Here is a 15082-nt window from a genome sequence, read left to right as displayed (position 1 = left end):
CCGGCGCACCTGGGTGGCCCTCGTGGACGGCGCACCCCACCAGATCGATCTGATCAACGAGCAGGCCGCCGCCCGCGACGTGCAGGTGCACATCGTGATCGACATCATCCACGTCCTGGAATACCTGTGGAGCGCCGCCCACGCCCTGCACCCCGGCGGCAGCAAGGACATCGAGGCATGGGTCGCCCGCACCGCCCGCACCATCCTGGCCGGAGACGCCCTGACCGCAGCCGAGACGATCACAACGGCCGCCACCGACGCAGGGATCGCTCCGGGCCAGAACAAGAGCATCGACGACGCCGTGGCCTACCTCACCAACAAAGCCGACTACCTGCGCTACGACACCGCGCTGGCCGCCGGCTGGCCCATCGCGACCGGGATCATCGAAGGCGCATGCCGCCACCTGGTAAAAGACCGCCTCGACATCACCGGGGCCCGCTGGGGCCTGACCGGAGCCGAAGCCGTCCTGAAACTCCGCGCCCTGCGCACCAACGGCGACTTCGACACCTACTGGGCCTGGCACGAACAACAGGAGTACACCCGCAACCACCAGGCTCGCTACCGCAACACCCTCATACTCACCGCCTGATCACACAGACACCCTCAAAAGATGCACACCCGTACGGGAAGGCACATCCGCATGCCCAGCGTCACGGACAGCCTCGTCGAAGACCTGCACCCACACATCGTGGAACTGGACAGAACCATCATCGAACTGGTCCGTCAGCGCACCGAGATCTGCGCACGGCTGGCCACCCAACGCCGTGCCGCCGGAGGCCCGTCGATCGAACTCGCCCGGGAGAACGAAGTCCTTCAGCGATACAGCGAGGCATTCGGGCGCCCCGGCATCTCGCTGGCGATGCTCCTGACAGAGCTGGGGCGAGGGTAGTGCCCCGCCGGAGCCGCCGTCACCCTGGGCACGACGTCGGTCACGTACCCACGGACATCGGCTAACGACGCTGCTGCATGGAAGGGCGCTGACGCTCTGACCGGGCGTTCGAGCGTGGAGCCTCAGATCTGGCGAGCCTCGTGCCCGAATCATGTGAGACACCAATACCGCCACCGCCGGGTCGCTCCCCACTCGACGAAGACACTCGATAGCTGGACACCTTGACAGACCACATAATCGAGGGGGCGAGCCTGCGAGACCAGTTGGTCGCGGAGGGCTTCATCCGGTCATGCGAGGTCTCGCGGGTTCGGTACCGGGCCATAGTTGTCGCTGTGGCCCCTGATCAGCGCGGCCAGCAGTTCGGGGTCGGAGTAGATCTCGGCGGTGTGCTGCCAGGCGATGAGCAACTGGGCGACGGAGGCACTGTTGCCGAGTGAGTCGGCGCCGCGCATGGTGTCGACCCGACGGACGCAGAGCAGTGCACTGGTCGAGCCCGTCTCGCGAGCGGCCGATCACCGGGGACCGGCTCCGTTCCTCCTTGTCGGGTAACGATCTTCGGTGACACGGGGAACGATCTTCAGGGCCTCGCGTCGCCGCACGTCAGCCCCACTCGTGAACACCCCACCGCAGCTGAAAGTCCCCGCCGGGAAACCGGCGGGGACTTCTTCGTGTTGCGCGCACCCCAAGAGGCCGGCGCCTGCCGTCGTCTCATCTCGACGTCGGTCCGTGGCCCGTGGACGCCCTGTACCGGCGAAGGCGATCCAGCATGTGTTCTCCGGGCTGCGTCCAGGACGTACCTGACGGCCCGGAGACGTCGCCCGCACCGGACGGCCGCACGGTCCGCATCGTGGACCGGGTGGGCGAAGGGGTGCGTCGGAAAGGCCTGTTCCGCAAGGAGCTGAAGGCCGGGGGCGCGGTGGCGGACGAGCCGGTGGGATGAGTGCGGCGCGGGGATGCGGGTCGACCGGCCCGTCGTGGCGCAATGAGCCGGCCGACCCGCCATCCGCAAGATCGAGGGAGGCGGTGTCCCCGCTTCGCCGATCGCCGGTCGCGCCCCTTGGCGTCCCACCGTTCCTCCGGCAGCGCACACCCGGAGCCGCTGGAGGGTGATCCCGACCGCATCCTCCGGTTCGTGCCCATCAACGACTCGAAGCGGTCTCGGGGATCCGTCCCAGGGTGAGGGAGACGGAGCCCGGTCGGTGACCGGCGAGTCCGGTTCCTACAGCGGCTTCGCGTAGCAGCGGCTCGACTCGTGGAAGCGGTAGTAGCCGAACTTCTCGCAGGGCTCGTAGCCGCTGGAGGTGTACAGGGCGATGGCCTCCGGCTGCTTCGTGCCGGTCTCCAGGACCATGCGCAGGCGGCCGGCCGCGCGGGCGTCCTCCTCCAGGGCGGCCAGGATGCGGCGGGCCAGGCCCCGGCCGCGCATCTGCTCGCTCACGTACATCCGCTTCAGCTCGGCGTCCCCGTCGCGGTTGCCCTCGCCGTTGGCGTTCTGGACGCGCCAGCCACCGGAGGCGACGGGGATGTCGTTCTCGTCGTAGGCGATCAGGTAGACGCCGTTGGGCGGCCGGAAGTGCGCCGGGTCCATGGGGGTGGCGTCGCCGCCGTCGCCGTAACGGACGTGGTACTCGGCCTGGACCTCGTCGTTCAGCTTGACGGCGTCGGGGTGGTCGTAGGGGACGGGGCGGATGGTCATGGTGGGCACGGTAGGGCAGTCCAAGGTGGGGTGGGAATCGTTTTTCGGGCTGTTCGAAGTGGTCAGGGGCCCGTTCGGGCTGATTGTGGGGACACTCCAGTGTGCCGGTATCGTGCACTGGTGCTCACTGTGACCTCCGTCAACGTCAACGGACTGCGTGCCGCCGCGAAGAAGGGCTTCGTGGAGTGGCTGGCCGGGACCTCCGCCGACGCGGTGTGTCTGCAGGAGGTGCGCGCGGAGCCGCAGCAGCTGCCCGGGCACGTCCGGGAGCCCGAGGGGTGGCATGTGGTGCACGCGCCCGCCGCCGCGAAGGGGCGCGCCGGGGTTTCGCTGTATACGCGGAGTGCGCCCGACCGCGTCCAGGTCGGGTTCGGGTCGGCCGAGTTCGACGGCAGCGGGCGGTACGTGGAGGCGGACCTCCCCGGGGTCACCGTCGCGTCCCTGTACCTGCCCTCCGGCGAGGTCGGTACCGAGCGGCAGGACGAGAAGATCCGCTTCATGGGGGAGTTCCTCGCGTACCTGAAGGGCCTGCGGGAGCGGGCCGCCGCCGAGGGCCGTGAGGTCGTGGTGTGCGGGGACTGGAACATCGCGCACCAGCAGGCCGACCTGAAGAACTGGCGCGGCAACACCAAGAACTCCGGGTTCCTGCCGGAGGAGCGGGAGTGGCTGGGGCGGGTCCTCGACCCGGCCGACGGCGGGTACGTGGACGTCGTACGGGCGCTGCATCCGGAGGCCGAGGGGCCCTACTCGTGGTGGTCGTACCGGGGACGGGCCTTCGACAACGACGCAGGTTGGCGCATTGATTACCACGTGGCGACCCCCGGGCTCGCCGCCCGTGCGGTCGAGGGGCACGTCGAGCGGGCGGGCACCCATGCCGAGCGTTGGTCGGACCACGCTCCGGTGACCGTGGTCTACGACCGCTGACAGCCGTCAGTCCGGTGTGCGCAGCCGGCGGTCCATCGCCAGGGAGAGCTCGGCGTCGACCACGCTGCGGGCCAGGGGGCGCAGGCGCCGCACGGCCTCCTCGGGGGCGTGGCGCAGGATCAGCCCGGCGAAGAGGTCGGCCATGGCCTCGGTGTGGGCGCGGACCTCGCGGCCCGCGCGCAGCACCTCCGCGAGCGGGATGCCCTCGCGGACCAGGGCGGACGAGACGTCCAGCAGGCGGCGGCTGATGTGGACGATCTCCTCGCCGTCCGTGCCGAGGTAGCCGAGGTCCATCGCGGCGGCCAGGTTCTCCGGGGTGACGTCGCCCGCGAAGTAGTCGGCGAGCTCCTCGGGGGTGAGGCGGACCGGCGTTTCCTCGGTGGGGGTGTCCACGCCGAGGAGTTCACCGACGTCGCGGCCGTGGTCGAAGGCCTCGGCGAGTTCCGCTATGCCGTTCAGGGTGTGGCCGCGTTCCAGCAGCGCCGTGATCGTGCGCAGCCGGGCCAGGTGCTGGTCGTCGTACCAGGCTATGCGGCCCTCGCGGCGGGGCGGCGGTATCAGCTTGCGTTCGCGGTAGAAGCGCAGCGTGCGCACCGTGATGCCGGCCAGGCGGGCCAGTTCCTCCATGCGGTACTCGTGCCGCTCGCCCCTGGGTTCCGCTTCCTCTGCCACGTCAGCAGCCTAGGTCCTGCCGTCGGACTCGCGCGTGCGCGACGGGCACGGCCCTCGAGGGCGTACCGGCGGTAACTTTTTCCTGCGCGCCCTCTACCCATCAGTAGCCGACTGTCCTACTCTCCCCATTGCGCCAGTGGTCACTGGCAAGGTTCTCTGTGGTGCGCAAGGGCGGGAGGCTTCGGGATGACCGAGCACGAGCACGAACACGTACGGGTCGCGGTGATCGGGTCCGGGTTCGGCGGGCTGGGGGCCGCCGTGCGGCTGCGCCGCGAAGGGGTCACCGACTTCGTCGTCCTGGAGCGGGCCGGGTCCGTCGGCGGAACCTGGCGGGACAACAGCTATCCGGGGTGCGCGTGCGACGTGCCCTCGCACCTGTACTCGTTCTCCTTCGCACCCAACCCCGACTGGCCGCGCTCCTTCTCCGGGCAGGAGCACATCCGCGCCTACCTCGAGCACGTCACCGACGTCTTCGGGCTGCGCCCGCACATCCGCTTCGACTCGGAGGTGAAGCGGATGGTGTGGGACCCCGAGCGGCTCCGCTGGGACATCGAGACCAGCAGCGGCAACCTCAGCGCGGACGTGGTCGTGTCCGCCACCGGACCGCTGTCGGAGCCCAGGATCCCCGCCGTCCCGGGGCTCGACACCTTCCCCGGCAAGGTCTTCCACTCCGCCCGCTGGGACCACGACTACGACCTGCGCGGCAGGCGGGTCGCCATGGTCGGCACGGGCGCGTCGGCGATTCAGATCGTGCCGGCCGTCCAGCCGCTCGTCTCCCGCCTCACCCTCTTCCAGCGCACCCCGCCCTGGGTCCTCCCCCGCGTCGACCGGGCCATCGGCGGCGTCGAGCGGGCCCTGCACCGGGCCCTGCCCTTCACCGCCCAGCTGCGCCGCGGACTGCTGTGGGGGGTGAGGGAGCTGCAGGTCCAGGCATTCACCAAGCACCCGGGCGAGCTGGGTTTCGTGGAGCAAGTGGCCAAGCGCACCATGGCCCGCGCCGTCAAGGACCCCGCCCTGCGCGCCCGGCTCACCCCCGACTACCGCATCGGCTGCAAGCGCATCCTGCTGTCCAGCACGTACTATCCGGCGATCGCGCAGCCCAACGTCGACGTCGTCGACGGAGGGCTGAGCGAGGTCCGCGGGTCGACCGTCGTCGCGGCCGACGGGACCGAGGCCGAGGCCGACGCGATCGTGTTCGGGACCGGGTTCCACGTCACCGACATGCCCATCGCCGAGCGGGTCGTCGGTGCGCAGGGCAAGACCCTCGCCGAAACCTGGACGGGCGGCATGGAGGCACTGCGCGGTGCCGCGGCCGCCGGGTTCCCCAACTTCATGACGCTCATCGGGCCCAACACCGGCCTCGGGAACTCCTCCATGATCCTCATGATCGAGTCCCAGCTGAACTACCTGGCCGACTACCTCCGCCAACTCGACGTCCTCGGCGGCCGGGTCGCCCTCGACGCCCGCCCCGGTGCCGTCCGCGGCTGGAACCACCGGGTGCAGGAGCGGATGAAGCGCACGGTGTGGAACACCGGTGGCTGCACCAGCTGGTACCTGGACGCGAACGGCCGCAACACCACCGTCTGGCCGGGGACGACCGCCGAGTTCCGGCGGGCCACCCGGCGCGTGGACCTCGCCGAGTACACCGTCCTGCGGGCGGCGCCCGGGAAGAGGAGCACGGCACCCCACGAGAGCGCCGAGGTGGCCGCGTGAGCCGGCCGGCGCATGTCTCCGCGGGGCCCCACACCCCGCCCGTCCCCGCCCGCGAACTCACCGCCGTGTCCGCCGAGTCCGTCGCACCTCCGGTACCCGCCGCACCCGTTGTATCCGCCGTACCGGTTGCACCCGCCGTACCTGCCGAGGAGAGCGCATGAGTGGACAGCGCATGACCAGGGGCCGTCTCGAAGGTCAGGTCGCCGTCGTCACCGGAGCGGCGCGCGGGGTGGGGGAGTTGCTCGCCCGCAAGCTGTCCGCGCGCGGGGTGAAGGTGGCGCTGGTCGGGCTGGAGCCGGACGGGCTCAAGCAGGTCTCGGAGAGGCTGCACGCCGAGAGCGGCCACTGGCACGCCGACGTCACCGACCACGAGGCGATGACCCGGGTCGCGGCGGAGGTGAAGGAGCGCTTCGGACGGGTCGACATGGTCGTCGCCAACGCCGGTGTGGCGAACGGCGGTCCGTTCGCCGAGTCCGATCCGGAGGCCTGGCGGCGGGTCATCGAGGTCAACCTGATCGGGTCGGCCGTCACCGCCCGCGCGTTCCTGCCGCTGCTGACCGAGAGCCGTGGCTACCTGCTCCAGATCGCCTCGCTCGCCGCGATCACCCCGGCCCCGATGATGACCGCGTACTGCGCGTCCAAGTCCGGTGTGGAGGCGTACGCGCACAGTCTGCGGGCCGAGGTCGGACACCTGGGGGTGCGGGTCGGCGTCGGCTATTTGTCGTGGACCGACACGGACATGGTGCGCGGGGCCGACCAGGACACGGTGATGCGGGAGCTGCGGCAGCGGCTGCCGTGGCCGGCGAACAAGACGTACCCGCTGGGCCCCGCGGTGGACCGGCTCGTCTCCGGGATCGAACGACGCTCCAGTCACGTGTACGGGCAGTGGTGGCTGCGGGGGATGCAGGGCGTACGAGGTTACCTGCCCGGCATGATCGGGACCGTCGGGCAGCGGGAGGTGCGGCGGTTCTCGGACCGGCTCGCCGGCATGCGGACGGGGCTGGTCGGGGCCGGCGGCACCGCCGACGAACAGCACCGGAACGGGCTCGGAACGGCATCGGAACACGCTGCGTAACTGATCGACATGCGGGGGGTGATGGGTCGTGTGAATCTGGTCGGGCAACAGCCCCCACACCCCAACGGGAGTGAACCCACATGGGTATGAAGGACCAGTTCCAGGAGAAGTCCGAGCGGATGAAGGACCAGGCCAAGCAGAAGATGGGCGAGGCCAGGGAGCAGCACCAGGGCCGTGGCCGCGGTCGCGAGGAGGACTCGGACAATCCCCAGCAGCGCCGGATGCAGCAGGAGTCCGAGGAGCGCCGCGAACAGCGCCGCCAGTCCTGACGGCGTGAGCTGAGCCGAACGGGGAAGGGGCGTCTCCTGCCGGGGGCGCCCCTTCCCCGTCGTGTCCGATCAGCCCTCGGACGCCCTCGGCGGCAGCTTCGGGCGGGAGCGGTCGGGGACGTCGCCGTAGGCGGGGGGCGTGGCCGGGGGCGTGGACTCCAGCAGTTCCAGGGCCAGTCGGACCGCGTCGTCCAGTACGGGGTACCGGCCCTCCGCCCAGTCCAGCGGGGTGCGCAGAGACTCCAGGTCGGGGGCGACGCCCTTGTTCTCCACCGACCAGCCGTACGCGTCGAACCAGGCCGCGTTCATCGGCACCGTGATCACCGTGCCGTCCCCCAGCAGGTGCCGGCCGGTCATGCCGACGACGCCGCCCCAGGTGCGCTGCCCGACCACCGGCCCCAGTCCCAGCAGCTTGAACGCGGCCGTGATCATGTCGCCGTCGGAGCTGGTCGCCTCGTCCGCCAGGGCGACCACCGGCCCGCGCGGGGCGTTGGCCGCGTACGACACGGGCTGGGCGTCGCGGGTGAGGTCCCAGCCGAGGATGGTGCGGGTCAGGGTCTCCACGACGAGTTCGCTGATGTGGCCGCCGGCGTTGCCGCGCACGTCCACGATCAGCGCCGGGCGGGAGACCTCCATGCGCAGATCGCGGTTGAACTGGGCCCAGCCCGAGCCGCCCATGTCGGGGATGTGCAGGTAGCCGCACCGGCCGCCACTCAACTCCCTGACCACGACACGCCGTTTGGCCACCCAGTCCTGGTAGCGCAGCGGGCGCTCGTCGGTCAGCGGGACCACGGCGACCCTGCGGGGCGGGCCCGCGCCCTCGGCCGGGGTGAACGTCAGCTCGACCGTCGTACCGCCCGCTCCCGAGAGCAGCGGGTAGGGCCCGGTGACCGGGTCCACCGGGCGGCCGTCCACATGGGTGAGGACGGCGCCCTCGCGGATGCCGGTGCCGGCCAGCGGGGAGCGGGCCCGGGAGTCGGAGGAGTCGCCGGGGAGGATCCGCCTGACCGTCCAGCCGTCCTCGCGGGGAACGAGGTTGGCGCCCAGGAAGCCCTGGCGGCGCTGGTAGTGCGGTGGGCCCTCGTTGCGTCGGGCGGGGGTGACGTAGGCGTGGGACGTGCCCAGTTCGCCGAGGAGTTCGCGCAGCAGGTCCGCGAACTCGTCCGGAGAGGCGACCCGTTCGACCAGCGGACGGTACTGGGCGAGCATCGCGTCCCAGTCGACGCCGCACATGCCGGGGTCCCAGAAGTAGGAACGGATCAGCCGCCCCGCCTCCTCGTACGCCTGCCGCCACTCGGCCCCCGGATCGGCCTGGTGCAGGATGCGGCGGACGTCGATCCACACGGTGGAGTCGCTGTCGCCCGGCTCCGTCGCGGGCACCGCGCGCGGCTCGCCCTCGTCCGCGACGACCAGCCGGGTGCCGTCGCCACTGACCGCGAAGAAGTCCAGGTGCTCGACGAGTTCGGACTTCTTCGCCCGGCTGATGCTGAAGTGCTCCAGTGTCGGCCGGCCACTGGTGTCGTCCGGGTTGGCGAAGGTCTCGCCGAGCGCACCCGAGATCGGCCAGCGCAGCCAGACCAGCCCGCCGCCCGCGACCGGCTGCAGCGCGGAGTACTTGGAGGCGGCGACCGGGAAGGGGGTGACCCGGTTCTCCAGGCCCTCGGTCTCGACGGTCACCGCCCCGCTGTCGCCGATCTCCTCGGTGTCGTCGGCCTCCACCGGGTCGAGGCCCCCGGCGGCCGGCCGGCCCTCGGGGCTGAGGGCGAAGGGGGAGAGGGTCGCCGACGACAGCGGTACCAGGTACGGGCGGCAGCCCAGCGGGAAGGACAGGTCGCCGGTGTGCACGTCGTACACCGGGTCGAAGCCGCGCCAGGACAGGAAGGCGAGGTAGCGGCCGTCCCGGGTGAAGACCGGATTCTCGTCCTCGAAGCGGCCGTTGGTGACGTCGATGACCAACCGGTCCTTCATCCGGGCCAGTTTGATCTGCCGCAGCGACCGCCCGATGCCGGGGTGCGACCAGGCGAGCCACCCGCCGTCGGGCGAGAACGCGAGGTCGCGCACGGGGCCGTTGACGGATCGGATCAGCTCGGTGACCCGGGGTGCGGGTGCGGGTGCGGGTGCGGGTGCGGGAGCGGGAGTGAGGCCGGGGGCGGCGCCGGAGCCGCCGGAGCCCGCACGGCCACCCTCGGTCTTCCGGGCCTTCTCGGTCTTCCGGGTCTCCTCGGTCTTCCGGGCCTTCTCGGTCTTCCGGGTCTCCTCGGTCTTCCGGGCCTCCCGGGCCTTCCAGGCCTTCCAGGTCTCCTCGGTCTCCTGGGTCTCCCGGGCCTCCCCGGTCTCCCGGGTCTCCTGGACCTTTCGGGTCTCCCCGGTCTCCTGGGTCTCCCGGGTCTTCCGGGCCTCCTGGACCTTTCGGGTCTCCCCGGCCTCCTCGGTCTCTCCGGCCTCCCCGCCGGTGTCGACGAGGAGCAGGCGTCCGTCGTGGGAGGCGACGGCCAGCCGACCGCCGTCCGGGTCGGCGACCATCTCCAGTACCCGGCCCAGCGCGCCCGAGGCCAGCCGCCGGGCGGGGCGGTGGCCGCTCGCCCGGGGCAGGGAGGCGATCTCGACGGCGTCCTCGCCGTCGGCGTCCGTCACGTACGCCACCCGCCCGCCCGCGCCGAGCATCTCCGGCAGCCGCACCCGCACGCCCGGGGTGTCCGTGAGGGTGCGGGCGGGGCCGTCGCGGTGGGTGAGCCAGTACAGGCTGCCGCGTACGACGACGGCGCTGGCCCGGCCCGTCTCGTCCACGGAGATGTCGTCCAAGTGGTGGGCGGCGGGCACCTGGTAGCGGCGCCGCCCCGCGCGCGGCCCGCTCAGCGTGATGTCGAGCCGGCGCGGCACCGAGCCCGGGGACAGGTCGTCGACGATCCACAGGTCACCGGCGCACTGGTAGACGACCCGAGTGCCGTCGCTGGACGCGTGGCGGGCGTAGAACGCGTCGTGATCGGTGTGACGGCGCAGGTCGGAGCCGTCGTACGCCACGGAGTACAGGTTGCCGACGCCCTCGTGGTCGGAGAGGAAGGCGATCCGCCCGCCGACGAACACCGGGGAGTGCAGATGCCCGTCGACGCCTTCGCCGCCTCCGCCGGTCCCCTCGCCGCCTTCGCCGCCTCCGCCGGTCCCCTCACCGCCCCCGCCGCCTCCGCCGGTCCCCTCGCTCCCGCCGAGCAGGCGCCGTCCGTGCAGCCACAGTCTGCCCGTCGCCCCGCCCCGGTACCGCTTCCAGGAGGCCGGTTCGTGCGGTGGGGTGCCGGTGAGCAGCAGGGTCTGCCGTTCCCCGCCGACATCGGCGACCTGGAGGTCGGTCACCGGGCCCCACGGCAGTTTGCGGCCCGGGCTGCCGTCGGGAGAGAGCTTGTAGGCCCAGGTGAAGTACGAGAACGGTTCGCCGTGCGAGGCGACGGTGAGGATCTCGGCGCCCGTGTTCCCGTTCGGGGGAGCCCAGCCGCAGACCCGGGTGTCGGAGCTGCCCCAGTAGGTGAGCCGGCGTCCGGGGCCGCCGTCCACCGGCACCAGGTGGACCTCGGGGGCGAGGCTGCGCCAGCTCGTGTACGCGATGTGGCGGCCGTCGGGGGAGAAGCGGGGATGGCCGAGCTTGGTGCGGTCCACGGTGAGCCGCCAGGCCCGGCCGCCGGGTGCGTCGAGCGGGGCGAGCCAGAGATCGTCCTCGGCCACGAAGCACAACAGGCCACCGTTGAGGTGCGGCAGGCGCAGATAGCTCACCCTCCCATGCTTTTCCGGGGGAAGGGCCGCAGCAACTCGTGCGGGGGCGCGGAGGTTCCCGGCCCGGGCGTGACTCAGCACACGTACGAAACCGTTTCGTTCTCATAGAGTCCCGGGTACATTCGTCATGTAGGAATCCGCGCACACCTCGCGTACGAATCCGCGTACGCGACGGCGGACGTACGGCACCATGTGTACGGACGTGTGTCGTGTGACGCGGCGGTACCCCTGACGGGAACGAGGAAGTGGGAAGGTGAGCGGGATGACCGAGGTCGCGACCGTGCGGCGCAGCCGGATCACCCCCGAGCGCGAGACCGAGTTGTACGCAGCCGTGCTCGACCTGCTCCGCGAGGTCGGGTACGACGCCCTCACCATGGACGCCGTGGCCGCCCGCACCCGGTCCAGCAAGGCCACGCTCTACCGCCAGTGGGGCGGCAAGGCCGAGCTGGTGGTCAGGGCCATGCGTCACCAGAAGCCCGGCGGCATCGGCGACGTCGACACCGGTTCCCTGCGGGGTGACCTGCACGGCATCATCGTCCGCGAGGACGACTGCGTCATGGAGCAGAACGCCGCCCTGATGCGGGCGCTCGCCATGGCGGTGCACACCAACGACGACCTGCGGCGGGCCTTCAAGGACCTGCTCGTGGAACCCGAGGTCGACGAGTTCCAGGCGATCGTCCGGCGTGCGGTCGAGCGCGGCGAGGTCCGCCCGGACAATCCGGCGCTGGCCTACCTCGTGCACATGCTCATCGGCGCGTTCGCCACGCGGACGCTGATCGACGACCTGCCGCCCACGAAGGAGTTCCTCACCTCGTACATCGACGCCGTGGTACTCCCCGCCCTCGGCGTCTCCCCCCACTGACCGGACCCCGCCGGTCGGCGAACACCACCCGTACCACCCCTACCTCCTGACGGACGCCACCTCCCCATTGCCTTGAGGGCGTGGGCGGTACCCCCACCGTCGTCGGGCCGATCTCCCCTGCCCCGAACAATCCACGACCTGACCGGGAGTACTCCCTCGTGGCCACTTTGCTGTACCGACTCGGCCGCTTCGCCTTCAGGCGACGGCACTTCGTAGCCCTGTTCTGGGTGGCGCTGCTGGCGCTCGCGGGCGCCGGCGCGGCCGGCGCACCCGTCGCCGGCAACAGCTCGTTCTCCATCCCCGGCACCGAGGCCCAGAAGGCCTTCGACGTGCTGGAGGAGCGTTTCCCCGGGAGCAGTGCCGACGGAGCGACCGCACGTGTCGTCTTCAAGGCACCCGCCGGCGAGAAGATGACCGACGCCGGCCACAGGGCGACCGTCCAGGACACCGTCGGGGAACTCTCCGACGGCTCCGAGGTCGCCCGCGTCACCGACCCGTACGCGGGCGGAGGCGTCAGCAAGGACGGCACCGTCGCCTACGCCTCGGTGACCTACCAGGTCTCCGGCATGGAACTGGAGGACTCCTCGCGCGACTTCCTCCAGGACGCCGCGGAGAGCGCCCGGGACACCGGCCTGACCGTGGAGATCGGCGGTGACGCGCTCCAGGCCGTCCCGGCGACCGGCGCCGCCGAGATCATCGGCATCGGGGTCGCCGCGGTCGTCCTGGTCATCACCTTCGGCTCGCTGGTCGCGGCCGGTCTGCCGCTGCTCACCGCGCTCATCGGGGTCGGCATCGGCGTCGCGAGCATCACCGCGCTGGCCTCGACGCTCGAACTCGGCTCGACCACCTCCATCCTGGCCATGATGATCGGCCTCGCCGTCGGCATCGACTACGCGCTGTTCATCGTCTCCCGCTACCGCGCCGAACTGGCCGAGGGCCGGGAACGCGAGGACGCGGCGGGCCGCGCCGTCGGCACCGCGGGCTCCGCGGTCGTCTTCGCCGGCCTCACGGTCGTCATCGCCCTCGTCGGCCTGTCGGTGGTCAACATCCCGATGCTCACCAAGATGGGCATCGCCGCCGCCGGCACGGTCGCCATCGCCGTCCTGATCGCCCTCACCATGGTTCCGGCGCTGCTCGGCTACGCGGGCCGCAGGGTCCGCGCGGCCGGCGAGAAGGGCAAGCCGGGCGGGCGCAAGGCCAAGAACGCGGACGAGGAGAAGCCGCAGCAGCAGGCGCAGCGCCCGAACCTGGGCACCCGCTGGGCGAGCTTCGTCGTCCGGCGTCCGGTGGCCGTCCTCCTGCTCGGCGTCGTCGGCCTCGGCGCGGCGGCCGTACCCGCGTCCTCCCTCGAACTCGGCCTGCCCGACGACGGCTCGCAGCCGACGTCCACCACCCAGCGCCGCGCCTACGACCTGCTCTCCGAAGGCTTCGGCCCCGGATTCAACGGTCCGCTCGTCGTCGTGGTCGACGCCAAGGACAGCGACGACCCGGACGCCGTCTTCCGGCAGACCGGCGACGACATCAAGGCGCTCGACGGCGCCGTCTCGGTGAGCCCCGCGGCACCCAACAAGGCCGGCGACACGGCGACGATCACCGTCGTCCCGGACTCCAAGCCCTCGTCCGTCGCCACCGAGGACCTGGTCCACGACATCCGGGACGCCGGAGCGGACGTCAGGGCCGACACCGACGCGGACGTCCTGGTCACCGGTGCCACGGCGATGAACATCGACGTGTCGCAGAAGCTCAACGACGCGCTGCTCCCGTACCTGACCCTGGTGGTCGGCCTCGCGTTCCTGCTGCTGATCGTGGTCTTCCGGTCGATCCTGGTCCCGCTCAAGGCGGCCCTCGGCTTCCTCCTCTCGGTGATGGCCGCGCTGGGCGCCGTGGTCGCGGTCTTCCAGTGGGGCTGGCTGTCCGGCCTGATGGGCGTGGAGGAGACCGGCCCGGTCATGTCGATGATGCCGATCTTCATGGTCGGCGTGGTCTTCGGACTGGCCATGGACTACGAGGTGTTCCTCGTGACCCGGATGCGGGAGGCCTACGTCCACGGCGAGAAGCCGAGCCAGGCCGTGGTGACCGGCTTCCGGCACGGCGCCCGCGTGGTGAGCGCGGCCGCGGTGATCATGATGGCGGTCTTCGCCGGGTTCATCGGCTCCAGCGAGGCGATGGTCAAGATGATCGGCTTCGGCCTCGCCGTCGCCGTCTTCTTCGACGCGTTCGTCGTCCGCATGGCGATCGTGCCGGCGGTACTGGCCCTGCTGGGCGGGAAGGCCTGGTGGCTCCCGAAGTGGCTGGACCGCGTCCTGCCCAACGTGGACGTCGAGGGCGAGGGCCTGCGCACCGACGCGGAGAGGAAGGGCGGCAGCCCGGGCGACGACCGGGACCTGGCCCGCGTCTGACAGCCGCAGCGCACCGCAGAACCAGCCGGTGAGGGCCCCGTGGGGACGGGGAGCCCTCACCGGCTTCCGTACCGGTTTCCGTCTTCGCCCGGACGGTCCTGTGCAGGTACGCCTCGTACCCCACCGTCGCTCACACGCCGTGGGCCCTGTTCCCCGCACACGTCGCGAAGCGACTCGGGCCGCCCGTGCCGCCCTGTGCGGGCCGGACCTGAAAACCCCCTGCCGGTCGCCGCCCTGCGGGCGCCCTCCGTCCTCGTCGGCGCTGCGATCGGGGCCCTGTTCCTCGAGGAGCGCTTCGGCGCGCCCCGCGCATCGCCGTGTCCGGGCCGCTGGTCGTCGGGACCGGGCCGATACCGCGCAGGGGAGGGCAGGCGGGCTGCTCGGGTGCCCGTTCGGGGGGAGGGACCGACGGATCCCCCGAACACCTCGTCCGGCGGGCAGGTGCGGCGGGCCGGTGCGGGGCGCACCCTGGAACTAGGTATTCCGGAGGTGACCGTCATGACGAACACCATGCGCACCACCGTGGGGTGGCATGTCGAGATGGAGTTCATGGAGGACGACCAGCACACACGGGCGGTGGCCATGGTGCGCTTGCCCGACGGGACCGAGCTACGGGGCCACGGGCACGCGAGCCGGCACCGGGTCGACGAGAACCAGCCCAGGGTCGGGGAGGAGGTGGCCGGCGCCAGGGCGCTCAACGAGCTCACGATGCAGCTGCTGACCAAGGCGCACGACGAGATCGACGCGATGTCGGGGCGGACCTCGCACCCGATCCACGTCTGAGCGGGCCCGTACGAGCGGGCCCGTACGAGCGGCCGCGT

The 15082-nt window shown here is 71.5% G+C and carries 13 protein-coding genes and 1 pseudogene; 10 read left to right on the top strand and 4 right to left on the bottom strand.

Annotated features, from left to right (window positions below):
* Window positions 1-589, top strand: a pseudogene (locus TU30_RS20060) (ISKra4 family transposase); the annotation flags it as partial.
* 21 nt (window positions 590-610) lie between these two features.
* Window positions 611-889 (top strand): chorismate mutase, encoded by a 279-nt coding sequence (locus tag TU30_RS20055; protein WP_107068517.1) that lies wholly within the window; start codon window positions 611-613, stop codon window positions 887-889.
* Window positions 890-1176: 287 nt separating this feature from the next.
* Here the strand turns inward: TU30_RS20055 and TU30_RS36090 are convergent, their stop codons facing one another.
* Window positions 1177-1341: a hypothetical protein gene (locus TU30_RS36090; protein ID WP_158719343.1), complete on the bottom strand. Its 165-nt coding sequence runs from the start codon at window positions 1339-1341 to the stop codon at window positions 1177-1179.
* Between the two features lie 314 nt (window positions 1342-1655).
* On the opposite strand from TU30_RS36090, the gene TU30_RS36085 reads away from it, so the two are divergent.
* Entirely contained in the window at window positions 1656-1829 is a 174-nt protein-coding gene (locus TU30_RS36085) for a hypothetical protein (RefSeq protein WP_158719342.1), read from the top strand.
* Window positions 1830-2108: 279 nt separating this feature from the next.
* Here the strand turns inward: TU30_RS36085 and TU30_RS20050 are convergent, their stop codons facing one another.
* Entirely contained in the window at window positions 2109-2585 is a 477-nt protein-coding gene (locus tag TU30_RS20050; RefSeq protein ID WP_042171837.1) for a GNAT family N-acetyltransferase, read from the bottom strand.
* Window positions 2586-2705: 120 nt separating this feature from the next.
* Here TU30_RS20050 and TU30_RS20045 point away from each other — a divergent pair, with 120 nt between their 5' ends.
* Entirely contained in the window at window positions 2706-3509 is an 804-nt protein-coding gene (locus tag TU30_RS20045) for an exodeoxyribonuclease III (protein WP_042171836.1), read from the top strand.
* A gap of 6 nt (window positions 3510-3515) precedes the next feature.
* Here TU30_RS20045 and TU30_RS20040 read toward each other — a convergent pair whose 3' ends face one another.
* Window positions 3516-4136: a MerR family transcriptional regulator gene (locus TU30_RS20040; RefSeq protein ID WP_042171834.1), complete on the bottom strand. Its 621-nt coding sequence runs from the start codon at window positions 4134-4136 to the stop codon at window positions 3516-3518.
* 231 nt (window positions 4137-4367) lie between these two features.
* On the opposite strand from TU30_RS20040, the gene TU30_RS20035 reads away from it, so the two are divergent.
* The 3 genes from TU30_RS20035 to TU30_RS20025 all read left to right on the top strand — a co-directional run bounded on the left by TU30_RS20035 (window position 4368) and on the right by TU30_RS20025 (window position 7238).
* Complete coding sequence (locus TU30_RS20035) at window positions 4368-5894, top strand: NAD(P)/FAD-dependent oxidoreductase (RefSeq protein WP_042171832.1); 1527 nt, start codon at window positions 4368-4370, stop codon at window positions 5892-5894.
* Window positions 5895-6066: 172 nt separating this feature from the next.
* The gene (locus TU30_RS20030) at window positions 6067-6969 is read left to right on the top strand and encodes an SDR family oxidoreductase (RefSeq protein WP_042171830.1); all 903 of its coding nucleotides are present in this window, start codon (window positions 6067-6069) and stop codon (window positions 6967-6969) included.
* Window positions 6970-7049: 80 nt separating this feature from the next.
* Window positions 7050-7238, top strand: a complete 189-nt coding sequence (locus TU30_RS20025) for a hypothetical protein (RefSeq protein ID WP_042171828.1) — start codon at window positions 7050-7052, stop codon at window positions 7236-7238.
* A gap of 69 nt (window positions 7239-7307) precedes the next feature.
* Here TU30_RS20025 and TU30_RS20020 read toward each other — a convergent pair whose 3' ends face one another.
* Window positions 7308-11000, bottom strand: a complete 3693-nt coding sequence (locus TU30_RS20020) for a S41 family peptidase (RefSeq protein ID WP_042171825.1) — start codon at window positions 10998-11000, stop codon at window positions 7308-7310.
* Window positions 11001-11262: 262 nt separating this feature from the next.
* On the opposite strand from TU30_RS20020, the gene TU30_RS20015 reads away from it, so the two are divergent.
* From TU30_RS20015 to TU30_RS20005, 3 genes are all read left to right on the top strand, one after another.
* Window positions 11263-11862, top strand: coding sequence for a TetR/AcrR family transcriptional regulator (locus tag TU30_RS20015; protein ID WP_042171823.1), 600 nt, complete (start codon window positions 11263-11265; stop codon window positions 11860-11862).
* A 158-nt stretch (window positions 11863-12020) separates the two neighbouring features.
* The gene (locus TU30_RS20010) at window positions 12021-14261 is read left to right on the top strand and encodes an MMPL family transporter (RefSeq protein ID WP_042171822.1); all 2241 of its coding nucleotides are present in this window, start codon (window positions 12021-12023) and stop codon (window positions 14259-14261) included.
* A gap of 498 nt (window positions 14262-14759) precedes the next feature.
* Window positions 14760-15044, top strand: a complete 285-nt coding sequence (locus TU30_RS20005) for a DUF1876 domain-containing protein (RefSeq protein ID WP_042171868.1) — start codon at window positions 14760-14762, stop codon at window positions 15042-15044.
* Window positions 15045-15082 lie beyond the last annotated feature (38 nt).

Source organism: Streptomyces sp. NBRC 110035 (assembly GCF_000829695.1).
GTDB lineage: Bacteria > Actinomycetota > Actinomycetes > Streptomycetales > Streptomycetaceae > Streptomyces.
The sequence above is the reverse complement of the archived record's forward strand: the minus strand, read 5'-3'. Positions and strand labels throughout refer to the sequence as shown.

Coding starts and splice junctions, on each gene's coding strand:
- TU30_RS20055 (WP_107068517.1), top strand. CDS start 611: ATGCACACCCGTACGGGAAGGCACATCCGCATGCCCAGCGTCACGGAC.
- TU30_RS36090 (WP_158719343.1), bottom strand. CDS start 1,341: ATGCGCGGCGCCGACTCACTCGGCAACAGTGCCTCCGTCGCCCAGTTG.
- TU30_RS36085 (WP_158719342.1), top strand. CDS start 1,656: ATGTGTTCTCCGGGCTGCGTCCAGGACGTACCTGACGGCCCGGAGACG.
- TU30_RS20050 (WP_042171837.1), bottom strand. CDS start 2,585: ATGACCATCCGCCCCGTCCCCTACGACCACCCCGACGCCGTCAAGCTG.
- TU30_RS20040 (WP_042171834.1), bottom strand. CDS start 4,136: ATGGAGGAACTGGCCCGCCTGGCCGGCATCACGGTGCGCACGCTGCGC.
- TU30_RS20035 (WP_042171832.1), top strand. CDS start 4,368: ATGACCGAGCACGAGCACGAACACGTACGGGTCGCGGTGATCGGGTCC.
- TU30_RS20030 (WP_042171830.1), top strand. CDS start 6,067: ATGACCAGGGGCCGTCTCGAAGGTCAGGTCGCCGTCGTCACCGGAGCG.
- TU30_RS20025 (WP_042171828.1), top strand. CDS start 7,050: ATGGGTATGAAGGACCAGTTCCAGGAGAAGTCCGAGCGGATGAAGGAC.
- TU30_RS20015 (WP_042171823.1), top strand. CDS start 11,263: ATGACCGAGGTCGCGACCGTGCGGCGCAGCCGGATCACCCCCGAGCGC.
- TU30_RS20005 (WP_042171868.1), top strand. CDS start 14,760: ATGACGAACACCATGCGCACCACCGTGGGGTGGCATGTCGAGATGGAG.